11 protein-coding genes are annotated in these 16,325 nt (G+C 39.9%); 5 read left to right on the top strand and 6 right to left on the bottom strand.

Annotated features, from left to right (window positions below):
• The first annotated feature begins 65 nt into the window (after positions 1 to 65).
• Positions 66 to 1,244: a carbohydrate porin gene (locus tag AC4GME_RS11070; RefSeq protein WP_490376607.1), complete on the top strand. Its 1,179-nt coding sequence runs from the start codon at positions 66 to 68 to the stop codon at positions 1,242 to 1,244.
• Between the two features lie 401 nt (positions 1,245 to 1,645).
• Here AC4GME_RS11070 and AC4GME_RS11065 read toward each other — a convergent pair whose 3' ends face one another.
• From AC4GME_RS11065 to mazG, 4 genes are all read right to left on the bottom strand, one after another.
• Positions 1,646 to 2,212 (bottom strand): phosphopyruvate hydratase, encoded by a 567-nt coding sequence (locus AC4GME_RS11065; RefSeq protein ID WP_490376606.1) that lies wholly within the window; start codon positions 2,210 to 2,212, stop codon positions 1,646 to 1,648.
• Between the two features lie 768 nt (positions 2,213 to 2,980).
• Positions 2,981 to 4,288, bottom strand: a complete 1,308-nt coding sequence (gene eno / locus AC4GME_RS11060; RefSeq protein ID WP_490376605.1) for a phosphopyruvate hydratase — start codon at positions 4,286 to 4,288, stop codon at positions 2,981 to 2,983.
• A 99-nt stretch (positions 4,289 to 4,387) separates the two neighbouring features.
• The gene (gene pyrG / locus AC4GME_RS11055) at positions 4,388 to 6,025 is read right to left on the bottom strand and encodes a CTP synthase (protein ID WP_490376604.1); all 1,638 of its coding nucleotides are present in this window, start codon (positions 6,023 to 6,025) and stop codon (positions 4,388 to 4,390) included.
• 325 nt (positions 6,026 to 6,350) lie between these two features.
• Complete coding sequence (mazG, locus tag AC4GME_RS11050) at positions 6,351 to 7,178, bottom strand: nucleoside triphosphate pyrophosphohydrolase (RefSeq protein ID WP_490376603.1); 828 nt, start codon at positions 7,176 to 7,178, stop codon at positions 6,351 to 6,353.
• 174 nt (positions 7,179 to 7,352) lie between these two features.
• Between mazG and AC4GME_RS11045 the strand changes: the two genes are divergently transcribed.
• The 4 genes from AC4GME_RS11045 to AC4GME_RS11030 all read left to right on the top strand — a co-directional run bounded on the left by AC4GME_RS11045 (position 7,353) and on the right by AC4GME_RS11030 (position 13,720).
• Positions 7,353 to 8,384: an efflux RND transporter periplasmic adaptor subunit gene (locus AC4GME_RS11045; RefSeq protein ID WP_490376602.1), complete on the top strand. Its 1,032-nt coding sequence runs from the start codon at positions 7,353 to 7,355 to the stop codon at positions 8,382 to 8,384.
• Between the two features lie 77 nt (positions 8,385 to 8,461).
• Positions 8,462 to 11,656, top strand: coding sequence for an efflux RND transporter permease subunit (locus AC4GME_RS11040; RefSeq protein WP_490376601.1), 3,195 nt, complete (start codon positions 8,462 to 8,464; stop codon positions 11,654 to 11,656).
• A gap of 461 nt (positions 11,657 to 12,117) precedes the next feature.
• The gene (locus tag AC4GME_RS11035; RefSeq protein ID WP_490376600.1) at positions 12,118 to 13,617 is read left to right on the top strand and encodes a sodium-dependent transporter; all 1,500 of its coding nucleotides are present in this window, start codon (positions 12,118 to 12,120) and stop codon (positions 13,615 to 13,617) included.
• Position 13,618: 1 nt separating this feature from the next.
• On the top strand, positions 13,619 to 13,720 hold the full coding sequence (locus AC4GME_RS11030; protein ID WP_490376599.1) for a MetS family NSS transporter small subunit: 102 nt from the start codon (positions 13,619 to 13,621) through the stop codon (positions 13,718 to 13,720).
• A 429-nt stretch (positions 13,721 to 14,149) separates the two neighbouring features.
• Here the strand turns inward: AC4GME_RS11030 and AC4GME_RS11025 are convergent, their stop codons facing one another.
• Positions 14,150 to 15,379, bottom strand: coding sequence for an aminotransferase class V-fold PLP-dependent enzyme (locus tag AC4GME_RS11025; protein ID WP_490376598.1), 1,230 nt, complete (start codon positions 15,377 to 15,379; stop codon positions 14,150 to 14,152).
• Between the two features lie 143 nt (positions 15,380 to 15,522).
• Positions 15,523 to 16,257 carry a pyridoxine 5'-phosphate synthase gene (pdxJ, locus tag AC4GME_RS11020; RefSeq protein WP_490376597.1) on the bottom strand — a complete coding sequence of 245 codons (735 nt, stop codon included), beginning with the start codon at positions 16,255 to 16,257 and terminating at the stop codon, positions 15,523 to 15,525.
• Between the last annotated feature and the right edge of the window lie 68 nt (positions 16,258 to 16,325).

Here is a 16,325-nt window from a genome sequence, read left to right as displayed (position 1 = left end):
CCCTTAGGGTGATGGATTATAAAATAAAATAAATAATGGAAATTAAATTAAATTAAGGAATAACTATGAAATTTAAAACTCTTTCGGCTGCGGTAGCAGTTGCATTGTTATCAGCTAGCGCATCAGCGGTAGATTTTAACGGTTACATGCGTTCAAATGTTGGCGCATCTGCAGATGGCGGCATGATCACTTCAAATAAAGACAAAGTTGGTCGTCTTGGTAATGAAAATGATACATATGGCGAACTTATACTTGGCCAAAATGTATATGATGACAATGGCATTAAATTTTCTGTTCACACACTAGTTGCTTACGGTAACGGTGAAGAAAAAGGCGATTGGACCGCTAATGAAGATATGGTTCCAGCATTCCGTGAAGCCTACGGTAAAGCAAGCGGCGTACTAGGTTCATCTACAATATGGGCAGGTAAACGTTACTACCAACGTCATGATATCCATATTACAGATGACTACTACTGGGCAATTAACGGTGAAGGCGCTGGTATTGAGAATATCGCTATTGGTAATACGGCTCTTTCTCTAGCTTGGTTCCAACGTGGTGGCGCTGGTGGCTCTTCAAACACAAACATTCTTGATGCACGTTTAGCGGGCATTCAGATGTGGAAAAATGCATCTTTAGAAGTTGGTGTAACAAGTTGGATTCCTAATGCAGAGTCTGATGCAAATGATGCATCTACTATGCTAACAGCTGAATATGTACAAGGTGACTTCCTTGGTGGATTTAACAAAGTGGTATTGCAAGTAGCTAACCAAGGTCTTGCTAACGGTTTCACTTGGGGAACTGACGGTAGCTGGAGTGCTGATGATAGCGCCGCTGCTGATGATGCTACAGCGTTCCGAATTTACAACTGGGGTGTTGTAAGCCCAGCTGAAAAAGTTAATATTGGTTACACATTAAGCTATGTTTCAGGTACTGATTTAACAACAACAGATAACGGTGATTTCACTCAGTATAATGTTGTTGTTCGTCCTCAGTACTCTTGGACAGATAACATGAAGTCTCAACTAGAAGTTGGTTACTACAACAGAGAAGAAGGCACAAGCCCTGAGACTTCTGAAGCTAAAATCACAGTTGCGCAAACATGGGCTCCAGCGGGCGGCTTCTGGTCTCGTCCAGAAATTCGCGTTTTTGCAACTTACCTAACAGATCTTGAAGATGGTACATACGCAAACGGTGAAGACGACGCGTTAAGCGTTGGTGTACAAATGGAAGCTTGGTGGTAAGCCACAAAGTTTAAAAGCTTAATCTAAGCTGTTAATTTATTTGAAACCCTTATCAGGTAACTGCTAAGGGTTTTTTTACATCTGGGAAAAGATAAGCGGAATTACAACGTTCAGTGTTCACTTAAGCCAGGTAGAAAATCTGCTAATGATTTGCTGCTTGAAATTACCGATAGCTTGTTATTTCTTTTGCAATTACAACAACTAGTTACTGCAATCAAAGGCTTGCTCGCAGCAGTTTCCCTGCGTCTAAATAGAACAGTAAATTATTAAATATTGCTATAATTCATGTTCACCACCTTTCAGCGAACAACAAACCAAAAAAATCCCCGAACTAGGTCGAGGATTACGACTGCCATGCAGAGCATGACCCCAAAGTATACAAACAAAGGGTGTGTTGATAACTATTTAGCAAGCTTCCAAAATAGTAACCTGTTTTCCAGTTCAGGAAAAAAAGGATGAATTAATAACTTATAACTAGTAATCAGCCCCACTATCACCTTAATAACAATCATCTGTTCAATTGATAAAAGGTAATAAGCAAAACCGCCAACAAATGCAGAAGTCAGCATAAAGAATTGAAAAACATGGATCCGTTTCACGCTTAATGCAATTAATATCAGAGCAAAATCAACCCAGGTAAGCAATAAACCCAGTGATGAGTTTGCCAAGTAATCATTCACTGCAAAATAGCTAAAATAGCTTAAACCCGCAACCATTAAAACAAGCAGAAGATGAGTCACTTTTTTAGGGATATTAGTGAAATCGCAAACATAGCGATAAAAGGAGACACTGCCAACCACCAGATTCAATAATACCTTTGGCATCACGCCAATCATAAATCCCCACATCACATCATTAGCTACCGAAAGAAAAGAAGCAAGACGCATGTTTTTCATGCCATTAAATAACAACAATAGAATATAAAATGCAACACTAGTCCAGCCCATTATTTCTACTATCAAATTCATATATAACTCCATTTAAAATATTTTATGCAAAAAAAAAACGCAGTCTACTCTTCACCATCAAGTTAATAAATAATTTGCCAGTAAATAATGCTGATTTGAAAAATATTACTGGGTAGTCCGAACTTCATCTACTTTGGAATCTTTCTTACCAGCAAACAATCAACCTAAGTTAAAGAGTTACATTTCCGCGCAGAGTTGGAAGGCGAGAATTTCACAATCAGTGAGTACAGATCTCTTCTTAATTTCCATATCATTGACTAATAGATTGCTTTTGAACCTAGAGCAACTTAGCTACATAGCATAGCAATTCAATTTCCTAGAAAAACAGACGCTTTTATAAATTGAGTTCTATTTGCTGGCTGCCCGTAGTTAACAAAGAGGAGCAACACGGTCAGAGCGGCTTAATGTTCTTCATTTACTAAATAGCAGATAAAAAAATTCCCGCATAAGCGAGGATTAAAATCTAAGGTTTAAAAATCAGTGATTACTGACCTTTTCTTTTAGACTGAAGTGAATGCAGGTGCTTTTGAACCTAGAGCAACTTAGCTACATAGCATAGCAATTCAATTCAATTCAATTCAATTCAATTCAATTTTCTAGAAAAATAGACGCTTTTAACAATTGAATTCTATTTGCTGGCTGCCCGTAGTTAACAAAGAACTGCAGCACGGTCAGAACGGCTTATTGCTCTTTTAACATCAAATCACAGGCAAAAAAAATCCCCGACCAAGGCCGAGGATTGTTATCTAACTAATAAATTAGTTTAGATTAGAAGTTAAATGTACCTTTAACTTCTTTAAGACCATTGTAAGGTGCTTTTGAACCTAGAGCTTCTTCGATACGTAGAAGTTGGTTGTACTTAGCAACACGGTCAGAACGGCTTAGAGAACCAGTTTTGATTTGGCCTGCAGCAGTACCAACAGCTAGATCAGCAATTGTTGAATCTTCAGTTTCACCAGAACGGTGAGAGATAACAGCAGTGAAGCCAGCATCTTTAGCCATTTTGATTGCAGCAAGAGTTTCAGTTAAAGAACCGATTTGGTTGAATTTGATTAAGATAGAGTTAGTAATACCTTCATCAATACCACGCTTAAGGATCTTAGTGTTTGTTACGAAAAGATCGTCACCAACTAATTGGATTTTATCACCAAGAAGTTCAGTTTGGTGTTTGAAACCAACCCAATCAGACTCGTCAAGACCATCTTCGATAGAAACGATAGGGTAATCTTTAACAAGACCTTCAAGGAAGTAGTTAAACTCTTCAGCTGTGAAAGTTTTACCTTCACCTGTAAGCTCGTAGTTACCAGTTTCTTTGTTGTAGAACTCAGAAGCAGCACAATCCATCGCTAAAGTGATGTCTTTACCTAGCTCGTAACCAGCGTTTGCAACAGCAACTTTGATTGCAGCAAGTGCAGCAGCGTTAGATGGAAGGTTTGGTGCGAAACCACCTTCATCACCAACAGCAGTTGAGTGACCGTCAGCTTTAAGTACTTTAGCAAGGCTATGGAATACTTCAGCACCCATACGTAGACCTTCACGGAAGTTAGCTGCGCCAACAGGTTGGATCATGAATTCTTGGATGTCTACAGAGTTATCTGCATGCTCGCCACCATTGATGATGTTCATCATTGGAAGAGGCATAGAGTAAACACCAGGAGTACCGTTTAAGTCAGCGATGTGAGCGTAAAGAGGTACTTTCTTAGAGATTGCAGCCGCTTTAGCAGCAGCTAGAGAAACAGCTAGGATAGCGTTTGCGCCGAATTTAGCTTTGTTTTCAGTACCGTCTAAATCGATCATGATTTGATCAAGTTCAGCTTGAGCAGTCGCATCTTTACCAGCTAGTGCTTCAGCGATTGGACCATTTACAGCAGCAACTGCTTTAAGTACACCTTTACCTAAGTAACGCGCTTTGTCACCGTCACGTAATTCTAAAGCTTCACGTGAACCAGTAGAAGCACCAGAAGGAGCAGCAGCCATACCAATTGAACCGTCAGCTAGATGAACTTCAGCTTCAACAGTTGGGTTACCACGTGAATCCATGATTTCACGACCAAGTACTTTTACGATATTAGACATAATGTTTCCTTTGATTGTATAAAAAATTAAAAATTATTTTGTAACAGATCTATTTATGGGGTTGTTTTTAACAAACACAAGAGATCTGGTCAACAAAAACTATTTAAATCGTCCTTGTTGATGATCTATCGCAGATTTTATAAAGCCTTTAAATAAGGGATGACCATCTCGAGGTGTCGATGTGAACTCCGGATGGAATTGAGCAGCAACAAACCATGGATGATTTGGATTCTCAATAATCTCTACTAATTTTTTATCTTCAGATAAGCCAGTTATTGCTAAACCGGCTTTTTCCAGGATAGGTAATAAATTATTATTCACCTCATAACGATGACGGTGACGTTCAAAAATCTCTTTACTGCCATACATATCCAGCACTTTAGAGCCTTCTTTTAAGTGACAAAGCTGAGCGCCTACGCGCATAGTACCACCTAAATCAGACGTTTCAGTACGCTGTTCAACTTCACCAGATTTGTCAATCCACTCAGTGATTAAACCAACAACAGGCTGCTCACAATCCGGTTTAAATTCCGTTGAATGTGCGTTTTTAAGGCCGGCAACGTTACGAGCAAACTCAATAAGCGCCACCTGCATCCCTAAACAGATACCAAGGTACGGCACTTTATTTTCACGTGCATATTGCGCCGCTAGAATTTTACCTTCAACACCACGTTCGCCAAAACCGCCTGGTACTAGGATAGCATCAACACCTTCAAGGGTTGAGACACCTTTCACTTCAACATCTTGTGAATCAATATATTTAATTTTTACAGAAGCCGAGTTTTTTAATCCACCGTGTTTTAAGGCTTCATTAACTGATTTGTATGCATCCGGTAATTCAATATATTTACCGACCATACCGATCACAACTTCACTTGTTGTATTTGCTTCTTCAGAAACAACCTGCTCCCATTCACTAAGATCCGCCTCAGGGCAATCTAAGCCAAAGCGTTTTACACATATCTCATCAAGACCTTGTGCTTTTAATAATGCAGGGATTTTATAAATAGAGTCGACATCACGTAATGAAATGACAGACTTTTCCTGAACATTACAGAACAGTGCAATTTTTGCTCTTTCATTAGCAGGGAAACTCACTTCAGAGCGACAGATCAAAATATCAGGCTGAATACCCAGACTACGCAACTCTTTTACAGAGTGCTGCGTTGGTTTTGTTTTCACTTCACCGGCAGTTTTCAGGTAAGGCAACAGGGTTAAATGCATATACATCGCATTTTCGTGCCCAACTTTTAAACCTAATTGACGAATTGCTTCTAAGAAAGGCTGTGATTCAATATCACCTACCGTGCCGCCCAATTCAACAATGGCAACATCATGACCTTTACCACCAGCAATTACACGTTCCTGAATTTCGTTTGTAATATGCGGGATAACCTGAATCGTTGCACCAAGATAATCTCCACGGCGCTCTTTTGCTAGCACTTCAGAATAAACTCGACCTGTAGTAAAGTTATTACGCTTAGTCATTTTGGTGCGAATAAAACGCTCGTAATGTCCTAAATCAAGATCAGTCTCAGCGCCATCGTCAGTTACAAAAACCTCACCGTGCTGTGTTGGGCTCATTGTGCCTGGATCAACATTAATATATGGGTCAAGTTTCAGAATTGTTACGTCAAGACCACGTGCTTCTAGAATAGCAGCCAGTGAACCTGCTGCAATACCTTTACCTAGTGATGAAACAACACCACCAGTTACGAAAATATATTTTGTCGTCATAGTAACCCTGAGAGTTTAGGAATTAGAAAAAAGAAACTTTTATTCATTGATAATTAATAATCAAACCGCAAAAATAAAAAAACATCAGCTTATAAATAAGTGATGAATTAAGTTAGCAGACTAATTTACTGTAATTACAAATAAGAATTTTGAACATTTAGATGGGAATGCATTATAGCAAGACCTCTCATTTTCGACAATCTTTTATACCTATTTACTTTAAAATATGACGGAGTTTTTTCAATGTGTTTGTTTTAGCGCATTTTGTGTTGTGTCTGTAAAAGGTACAAAATACGCTCAGAGCTTTCTGTTGTCATTTCTATGGTCATACTGACTCATTAAGTTGTTTTTTCACTTGCCTCCAGATTACTTCTAATTCATCAAGTGAACAATCACTGAACTGTTTGCCTTGCTTTAAAACTTCAAGTTCCACCAAACGAAAGCGTTTTTCAAATTTATTATTTGCCTGGCGCAGTACCTGCTCGGGATTACATTGCAGATGACGGACTAAATTCACATTGGCAAACAACAGATCCCCCAGCTCATCTTCAATACGTGCTTGCTTTTCCTGTGCAGTTAAATCATCACGTTTGACTTCCACTAACACCTCGTCGATCTCCTCCTTTATTTTATCAATCACAGGAGGAAGTGTATTCCAGTCAAAACCAACATTCGCGCAACGTTTTTGAATTTTATAAGCACGGTTTAATGCCGGTAACGCTAATGGAATATTATCTAATACACTGTCACTTTTATTTTCCGACTGCGCTTTTAATCCGCGTTCTTTTTCTTTTTCTGCTTCCCAATTAGCATGAACCGCCTGTTCATCGGCAAACTCAGTTTGTGCAAAGACATGGGGATGGCGACGTATTAACTTTTCACTTAATGTTTCAATAATGTCATTAAACTCAAACAGTTTTTGCTCTTTTGCGATTTGCGCATAAAACACCACTTGAAATAACAGATCTCCTAATTCCCCTTTTAACTCGGTAAAATCTTTTTGCTCAATTGCATCCGCCACTTCATAAGCCTCTTCTATGGTATGCGGCACAATCGACTCAAAAGTCTGCTTTATATCCCAAGGGCAGCCATTTTCAGGGGAGCGTAACTGCTGCATGATATTTAATAGTTGTTCAATGTTGCTTGCTTTCATCTGCGCATACCCTATTTGATAAATTAAAGATTCAAGTTTAATGGATTTATGAACTATTGATAACTAAATTTAATTACTGAGTTGACCACCCCTGCTTTTAATATTAGACTTTACTAAATTAAATGCACCTAATTAAACTGACTTGTAAATATATATCTAATTAAGGATATAAAAATGAACTATTATTTTTTAAATAGAGCAGTACGTTTAATACTAATAAGCTTGTTATTCATCAGTTTACCGATCTACTCTTCCGATTTGTTCTCCGTTAAAAACACGCTTAAAGAACAAGTGATCGTACTAGATGCCACGCTGGAAGCGATCAACAAAGCGACCTTGTCAGCACAAACCAGCGGACGCGTAAGCCAAATATACTTTGATACTAATGATTATGTAGAGCAAGGCAGTGTGTTACTGGAGATCACCAATAAAGAACAAGGAGCCTTATTAGCGGTAGCTGAAGCAGAAGTTTTACGAAGCCAAGCGTTATATAATGAATCCAGGTTAACTTATCAGCGTTATAAAAAACTTTTTCCTAAAGGCGCTATTTCACAAGGGCAGCTAGACCAGGCGGAAGCTGCGGCTAAAACCAACAAACAGTTGATTAGAGCTGCTCAAGCCAATTTAAACAAAGCCAAAGAATCTCTCGATTACACTATTATTAAAGCGCCCTACTCAGGTGTAGTAACAGAGCGTCATGTAGAGGTCGGTGAAACCATTAATCCGGGGCAGCCTCTTTTTTCTGGCATGTCATTACAGAAATTACGTGCGGTCACTGAAATTCCACAACGCCACCTTGAAGGCTTGCGCAAAAAGCCTGAATTTATAATCACTCTCAATGATGGTAGCCAGCTGTTTTCAGATAAGGTAATCCTGTTTAATTATGCAGACCAGCAGTCACATGCATTTAAAGTACGCATCGAACTACCAGAAGCACAGCAGCTGTTACTACCAGGTATGTGGGTAAAAGCACAATTTGTCAGTGGCTCTCGTCAATCGATATTAATTCCAATAAGTGCTGTTTTAAGTAATAACGAGCTCAATGCGGTTTATCGAGATGTCAAAGGTAAAGCGGTATTAACGCAGGTGCGTTTAGGTAAAAAACAGGATGGTTATGTTGAAATACTCGCCGGTTTACAAGATGGAGATTTAATCAGTATTGATGCTTATAAAAAACTAATGTTGTTGGAGTCAAATAATGAGTGAACAACTGAATATTTCAGGGATATTTATTATCCGTTATTTTCAGCTGATAAAAACTTAGCAATATTGGAGTTACAACAATGAGTGCACAACTGAATACTTCCGGAAAGATTGCTAGCTACTTTCAAGGTTCTGCAATCACGCCCCTGCTGGCAATTGTTGGTTTATTATTGGGAGTTTTCGCAATTATGGTAACCCCTAAAGAGGAGGAGCCGCAAATTGATGTGACCTTTGCTGATATCTATATCCCTTTCCCCGGCGCATCCCCTAAAGAGGTTGAAAACCTAGTCACCATTCCCATGGAGCAGGTTATTTCTGAGATCAAAGGCGTCGATACCACTTACTCTTTTTCTCAACCCGATGGCGCGATGATTATCGTTGTTTTCGAAGTGGGTAAATCACGTAATGATGCGATTGTGAATCTCTATAATCAAGTTTATGCCAATATGGATAAACTCCCTTTAAATGCGGGCATCGGTCAGCCACTGATTAAGCCTCGCGCGATTGATGATGTCCCAGTCTCCTCGGTGACACTGTGGTCAAAAGATAGCAAAGTAACCCCGCAGCAGTTAACACAAGTTGCACATGGGCTAGAAAGTGAGTTAAAGCATATCGATGGCACACGTGATATTTTCACCATAGGCGGTCATTTACTAAACGTTAATATCCGTATTGATCCGACTAAAATGAACAGTTTCGCTGTCAGTTATGATGCGATTAAGCAAGTTTTGGCGAGCAATAATGCCAGTTCATCACCCGTTTCTTTAGTGCAAAATAATCAACAGATAAAAGTACAAACGGGACAGTTTTTACAAAACATCTCGGAAATAAAACAACTGATTGTATCGGTTAGTCAAGGTTTTCCTGTTTATCTGCAAGATGTGGCAGAGGTTACGCTATCCGCCGATATTCCCAGCCAAAATGTTTGGCATGGTGAAAACGGCACATTATATCCGGCGGTAACACTGGCAATTGCCAAACAGCCGGGGAAAAATGCAGTTGATGTGACACAAGCCGTCGAAAAACGGCTTAATGAAATTCATAATGTTTTAATCCCAGATAATATAAAAACAACCCTATCACGTGATTATGGTGCCACCGCCAAAGATAAATCCGACACGTTAATTGCTAAACTTATCTTCGCGACCAGTGCTGTTATTATTTTAGTCTTAATCACCATGGGCTGGCGTGAAGCGATTGTTGTCGGTGTCGCTATTTCCATCACTTTAACCATAACACTATTCGCCTCATGGGCTTATGGCTTTACCCTTAACCGAGTTTCGCTATTTGCGCTAATTTTCTCAATCGGCATTTTGGTCGATGATGCCATTGTCGTGGTCGAAAATATTCACCGCCATATGAAACTGAGCCACGAGAAACTTAGCGTGATCATTCCTATTGCCGTGAATGAGGTCGGTGGCCCTACCATTCTCGCAACCTTTACGGTTATCGCGGCTCTTTTACCGATGGCATTTGTAACAGGCTTAATGGGCCCTTATATGAGCCCTATTCCGATTAATGCCAGCATGGGGATGCTTATTTCATTGGCGGTTGCATTTGTTCTTTCCCCCTGGCTGAGCAGTAAATTACTTAAACATCACCCCGAGCAAACAACAAGTGCAGTGATAGCAGGCCAACAGGAATCAGAAAACAACAACTTTATGAGTCGTTTATTTAAGCAATTAATCGGTCCCTTTATTCTCGGATATAAAGCAAAAATGGCACGCTGGTTACTCTTTGCCGGGGTTTTACTGTTAATCGCCATATCACTGATTCTGCCAGTTAAGCAGTTAGTGGTAATGAAAATGTTGCCCTTTGATAATAAATCAGAGTTTCAAATACTGGTCGACTTGCCAGAAGGTAGTCCGATTGAATTAACACAACGTCTCTTAATCGAATTAAGTGATGTCGTAGAGCAAATTCCTGAGCTTAAAGATTACCAACTATACGCAGGTACCGCCGCCCCCATTAACTTTAATGGTTTAATCCGCCATTATGATATGCGAGCCACACAAGAACTCGGTGATATTCAAGTGAATCTGGTAGATAAAAAACAGCGAACACGTAGCAGTCATCAAATTGCCGGCAGTGTACGAGATAATCTGCAAAAGATTGGCAACGCCTATAACGCTAATATCAAAGTGGTTGAAGTGCCGCCAGGGCCACCAGTATGGTCTCCGATTGTCGCTGAAGTTTATGCTCCCAATCAGGCCATGCGAGAACAAACAGCCGCACAGTTAAAAGCGTTATTTATCAGCACTGAAGATGTGGTTGATATCGATATCATGCATCCGCAAGATCAGCAGAAGTGGTTGGTTAAAATTGATCGCACTAAGGCGGGCCGTTTTGGCGTGCCCTATGCCAATATTGTCGATGCCGTTGCTACCTCCGTCGGTGGTAAAGATATTAATATTCTCCACAAGGATAATCAGAAATATGCGATTCCGATTCGCCTGCAGCTTAAGGAGGGCGAAAAGGTTAATTTACAGCAGCTATTAAACCTTAAGTTGTCCAGTCAAAACGGCCAGTTAATCGCCCTTTCGGAAATGGTCAGCATCGAAAAAACCATTATGGATAAACCAATTATGCATAAAAACATGATCCCTATGATTATGGTCACAGCTGATATGACAGGAGAATTAGACAGCCCGCTTTATGGCATGTTTGCTATATCCAGGAAAATAAAAGAGCAACAGGCAGATATTGCCCAGCACTTTATCCGCCAGCCAAGTGGTACCAGTGAACGGGCAATACTTTGGGATGGAGAGTGGAAAATAACTTATGAAACCTTCCGCGATATGGGGATAGCTTATGCCGTTGGTATGGTGCTGATTTACCTATTGGTCGTTGCACAGTTCAAATCTTACATTGTGCCTTTAATCATTATGGCCCCCATTCCATTAACCATTATCGGTGTGATGCCGGGACATGCGCTTTTAGGCCAACAGTTTACAGCAACCTCGATGATCGGCATGATCGCCCTTGCCGGTATTATTGTGCGCAACTCCATTTTGTTAGTGGATTTTATCAACCACGAAACAGCTAATGGAAAACCATTCAAACAAGCGGTCATTCATTCTGGCGCGGTGCGTGCTAAACCGATAATTTTAACCGGACTGGCAGCCATGATTGGGGCCTTTTTTATTCTTGATGATCCAATATTTTCAGGGTTGGCGATTAGTCTGATCTTCGGTATTTTAATCTCAACAATATTAACGCTGGTGATAATTCCGGTGCTCTATTACACCTTTATGCATAAGCAGTTTGAGGTTTGATTTATCGAATTAGATTATTCAGCTTATTTATTTACCAATAATGCTACCCAGCGTTTGTTCTTGTAACTCAAAATTACCATGGGCAAAACCTTTGTAAAAGTGACTGTCAATCTCACTGACAGAGAGAACCACCTTAGACTGAAGCTCTGAGTAAATTGCATATTGTCCAGCAATAATTGCGGTAATTCAATCTGATAGCAATAACACAAAGCAGATGAGTAACTCCGTAATTGTAGATATTTATTTCTGTAACCCGGATTTCGCCAGTTTAAACATTGCCCCATTCTCCTAACAAACAATTTCCATATAGGCAGCGTGTATTCAAAGTAGCTATTGCCTTAGCGCACTCAAATAGGTAGTCTGCCTGCATGCTTAGCTCATATCATCAGCTTAAGCACATTAATATTAGAAAATTAGCATATACGTTAATTTTCAAGGATAAATTACATAGGGAACTTTTTATGAAACGAGAACAATGGGGCTCTCGAGCAGGATTTATTCTTGCAGCTGTAGGCTCAGCAATCGGTTTAGGTAATATTTGGCGTTTTCCATACATGGCTTATGAAAATGGTGGAGGGGCATTTTTCATCCCTTACCTGTTTGCAATGTTAACTGCCGGTATTCCATTTATGATCATGGAATTTGGTATGGGCCATAAATATAGAGGCTCAGCACCGCGTACCTTTGCAAAATTAAATAAAAAATATGAATGGCTTGGTTGGTTCCAAGTTTCCATTGCCGCTATTATTGCCGTTTATTATGTGGCAGTTATCGGTTGGGCAATCTCATATTTCAATATGTCTTTCACACAAAGTTGGGGAGCAGATACAAATGCCTACTTCTTCGGTGAATACCTAAAACTTGGTGACAATAACTCTCCGAGTAAATTAGGGCTTGTTCAATGGCATATTGCAATTCCAATGGCGATTGCCTGGGCAATTACTTTTACTGCAATCTTCGGAGGAATAAAAGCCGGTATTGAACGTGCCAGTAAAATAATGATGCCTTTACTATTTTTAATGGTAGTTGCTTTAATTGCGCGCATGATTTTTTTACCGGGTGCCTTAGATGGACTGAATTACCTTTTCCAACCTGATTTTAGTAAAATAACCGACCCTAAAGTCTGGTCTGCAGCTTATGGTCAAATATTTTTCACATTAAGTGTTGGTTTTGCCATTATGCTTGCTTATTCAAGCTACTTGCCTGAAAAATCAGATGTCAATAATAATGCATTTATGACAGTTTTAATTAACTGTGGTTTCTCTATTATTGCAGGGATACTTATTTTCGCCATTCTCGGCAATATGGCACATGAGCAAGCTAAGCCACTGACCGAAGTGGTCACCTCTGGTGTCGGCCTGGCGTTTATTACGATCCCTGCTGCAATTAACTTACTACCTGCACCTTATATTTTAGGTCCGGTGTTTTTCTTCGCATTAGTCATCGCGGGATTAAGTTCGCATATATCAATCATTGAGGCGGTAACATCAGCCTTTATCGATAAATTAAAATGGTCTCGTAAAGTGGCAGCTTCTGTTGTCTGCGGCGTTGGTTTTATTGTATCAATGTCTTTTGCAACAAACGGCGGCTTATTACTTCTCGATTTAGTGGATTACTTTATTAACAACATCGCCCTGTTGGCAAGTTGTATTGCTGAGTTATTCATTATGGGATGGTTGGTAAAACTGACTGATATCCATAAACACGTAAACAACATTTCAGAGTTTACTGTCGGTCAATGGTTTAAAATTTGCCTGCGTTTCCTTAGTCCTGCATTTTTAATCGTGATTTTAGGTACCAACGTTGTGACCACATTAACTAAGGGTTACGGTGGTTATGCGCAATCTGATTTAATCATGTTAGGTTGGGGTTTGATCGCAGCGATGTTAATCATTGCTATTGTAATCAATAGAGCAAGTAGCCCTGCTATTGTAATTAATGAATCAATTAAGGAAGCTTAAAATGACAACAGGTGCAATCATTATGATGGTTCTTGGTTTAGGAATTACTTGGGGAGGCGCCGCCTTCTGTATTCGTAAAGCCATGAAAAATGAAAGTAAATAATCATTAATATCAAGGGTAAGCGAGCGCTTACCCTGACTAAGTTAATAATAAAAAGGATCAACCTAGTTGATCCTTTTTTTCTATCAAATCACTAACTCCGCAAAAAGTCACAGAAGCGCAAACAGCACAGCCCCTATAAGTGGGAACTTAATAAATTTTCTATATACCCAAGCCACCTCAAGATGCAGGAATCAGCAAGACGATAAATGATGAGATTCTAGGCAGAAGGTTGATGATCTAGTTATTCTAAATCAAAACCTTCTAACAACGAAGATCATCGTTTATCGCCTTGCCCTACGGGAGTTTCGTCCGAAAGCTAGCACTGCGTTGCAACACTTGAAAAGGGAACAACCATTCTCATCATGTTACGCCTTGTTCTAGCATCCGGGCGAAGCTCTGAATCTGCATCTTGAGGTGGTTTGGGTATAACTACTCTTTTAGCATTTCAATAATGTTTTTAAGTGCATTAATAAAAGCTTGTACTTCTTCAAGTGTATTATAAATCGACAATGAAACGCGTACTGTACCGTTACAATTTAACTCTCTGATCAACGGCATCGCACAATGCGAGCCGCTGCGAACCGCTATTCCCTGGGCATCTAATAAGATCGCAATATCAGTCGGGTGCTCACCTTTTACACTAAAACTTAACGCACCGGATTTCTCTACCCCTTGCGCAAACACAGTTATTTCTGGGATCTCCAATAACGCTTTTTCTGTGAAATTTAATAGTGATTGTTCCTGTTTTTGTAACTCTTGACGAGAGTAACTGTTAATAAAATCGATAGCAGCACCTAAACCAATCACACCTGCAATATTAGGTGTCCCCGCTTCAAATTTAAATGGTAAATCGTTATAGGCAACTTCTGTAAAACTCACACTTTTAATCATCTCCCCTCCTCCTTGCCAAGGCGGCAGGGTTTCTAACAGATGTTGTTTGCCATATAACACTCCCACACCGGTTGGTGCAAACATTTTATGGCCAGAAAAAAGGTAATAATCACAATCAAGATCTTGTACATCAACCGTTAGGTGTGCAACCGCTTGTGCGCCATCAATAATTACTTGCGCATCCACCTGATGGGCTAATTTAATCATCTCTTTAATCGGGTTAATAATACCCAACGCATTAGAGATATGAGTAATCGACACCAGCTTGGTTTTTTTATTTAAAAGCTGTTTATAAGCGGCTAAATCGAGACTGTTGTTAGAGGTTAATGGAATTACTTTTAAAACTATGCCCACAGACTGGACCAGCATCTGCCATGGCACAATATTGGCGTGATGCTCTAAGGTACTGATAATAACCTGATCGCCCGCTTTTAATTGCTTTGCTAACACATTCGTTAACAGATTAAGCCCTTCCGTTGTGCCTTTTGTCCAGATGATCTCTTTACTGCTTTTGGCATTAATAAAGGTTTTTACGCTCGAGCGCACCGCTTCAAATGCTCTAGTCGCACGGTTACTTAACTGATGGCCAGCACGGTGCACGTTGGCATTATCATTAAGGTAATAATCAGCGACAGCATTAACAACCGCTAATGGTTTTTGCGTAGTGGCTGCATTATCTAAATAAACCAAGGGTAAATCATTAATGTTCTGATTTAAGATAGGAAAATGAGTGCGGATTTCAGAAACAGAGAAACTAGAATTAGACAAAGTAGGCTCGCTTTGATTGTAAATATATTAAAGGGGAAGCGCTCCCCTTGATCAATAAGAGTAGTTATTGCAATCGAGCAAAGTGTATACCCATGTTACTTCAAAATGTAAAATCAGTACCTTGAGGTATCATGGCTATAGAATTACCCGTTACGACCTTCAACCATTAATCGCTTCATCTCACTAACAGCCGACGCAAAACCATCAACAACTGCACGCGCAACAATAGCATGACCGATATTAAGTTCAATAATCTCAGGCAGTGCGGCAATTGGCTTAACATTATGGTAATTAAGGCCATGGCCTGCATTCACTTTAATACCCGCCTGGCTTGCATATGTTGCAGCTTTTGCAACACGCTTAAGCTCTGCTTGCTGAACATCTTCCGATAGTGCATCAGCGTATTGCCCAGTGTGAAGCTCAATATAAGCAGCACCTGTTTTAATAGCCGCATCAATTTGTGTGTTTTCAGGATCGATAAACAGAGAAACCTGAATACCTGCAGCATTTAAACGACTAACTGCTGATTCAACTTTTGCAAATGCCCCCGCAACATCTAAACCACCTTCAGTGGTTAACTCTTCGCGTTTTTCAGGCACTAAGCAAACAAATTCCGGCTTGGTTTGAATCGCAATTTCAACCATCTCATCGGTCACTGCCATTTCAAGGTTCATACGTGTTTGCAGCGTTTTTGCTAACACTTCAACATCACGATCTTTGATATGACGGCGATCTTCACGTAAATGAATGGTAATACCATCCGCTCCGGCACACTCAGCAACTGCAGCCAGATGAGCAGGCTCAGGGTAGCAAGTACCACGAGCATTACGTAATGTTGCGATATGGTCAATATTGACACCCAGTAGAATTTTGCTCATTGATAGTTTTTCCTGTTATTTTGCTGCAATAAACTACAGCTATGTAATTATTTGTTAACCAATATAAT

Source organism: Psychromonas sp. (assembly GCF_983033635.1).
This window is presented reverse-complemented; position numbering and strand designations above follow the sequence as displayed.

Excerpts from the sequence above, each read along its gene's own strand:
- pdxJ (WP_490376597.1), bottom strand. The coding sequence starts at position 16,257 with ATGAGCAAAATTCTACTGGGTGTCAATATTGACCATATCGCAACATTA.
- AC4GME_RS11035 (WP_490376600.1), top strand. The coding sequence starts at position 12,118 with ATGAAACGAGAACAATGGGGCTCTCGAGCAGGATTTATTCTTGCAGCT.
- AC4GME_RS11065 (WP_490376606.1), bottom strand. The coding sequence starts at position 2,212 with ATGAATTTGATAGTAGAAATAATGGGCTGGACTAGTGTTGCATTTTAT.
- pyrG (WP_490376604.1), bottom strand. The coding sequence starts at position 6,025 with ATGACGACAAAATATATTTTCGTAACTGGTGGTGTTGTTTCATCACTA.
- eno (WP_490376605.1), bottom strand. The coding sequence starts at position 4,288 with ATGTCTAATATCGTAAAAGTACTTGGTCGTGAAATCATGGATTCACGT.
- AC4GME_RS11045 (WP_490376602.1), top strand. The coding sequence starts at position 7,353 with ATGAACTATTATTTTTTAAATAGAGCAGTACGTTTAATACTAATAAGC.
- mazG (WP_490376603.1), bottom strand. The coding sequence starts at position 7,178 with ATGAAAGCAAGCAACATTGAACAACTATTAAATATCATGCAGCAGTTA.
- AC4GME_RS11040 (WP_490376601.1), top strand. The coding sequence starts at position 8,462 with ATGAGTGCACAACTGAATACTTCCGGAAAGATTGCTAGCTACTTTCAA.
- AC4GME_RS11030 (WP_490376599.1), top strand. The coding sequence starts at position 13,619 with ATGACAACAGGTGCAATCATTATGATGGTTCTTGGTTTAGGAATTACT.
- AC4GME_RS11070 (WP_490376607.1), top strand. The coding sequence starts at position 66 with ATGAAATTTAAAACTCTTTCGGCTGCGGTAGCAGTTGCATTGTTATCA.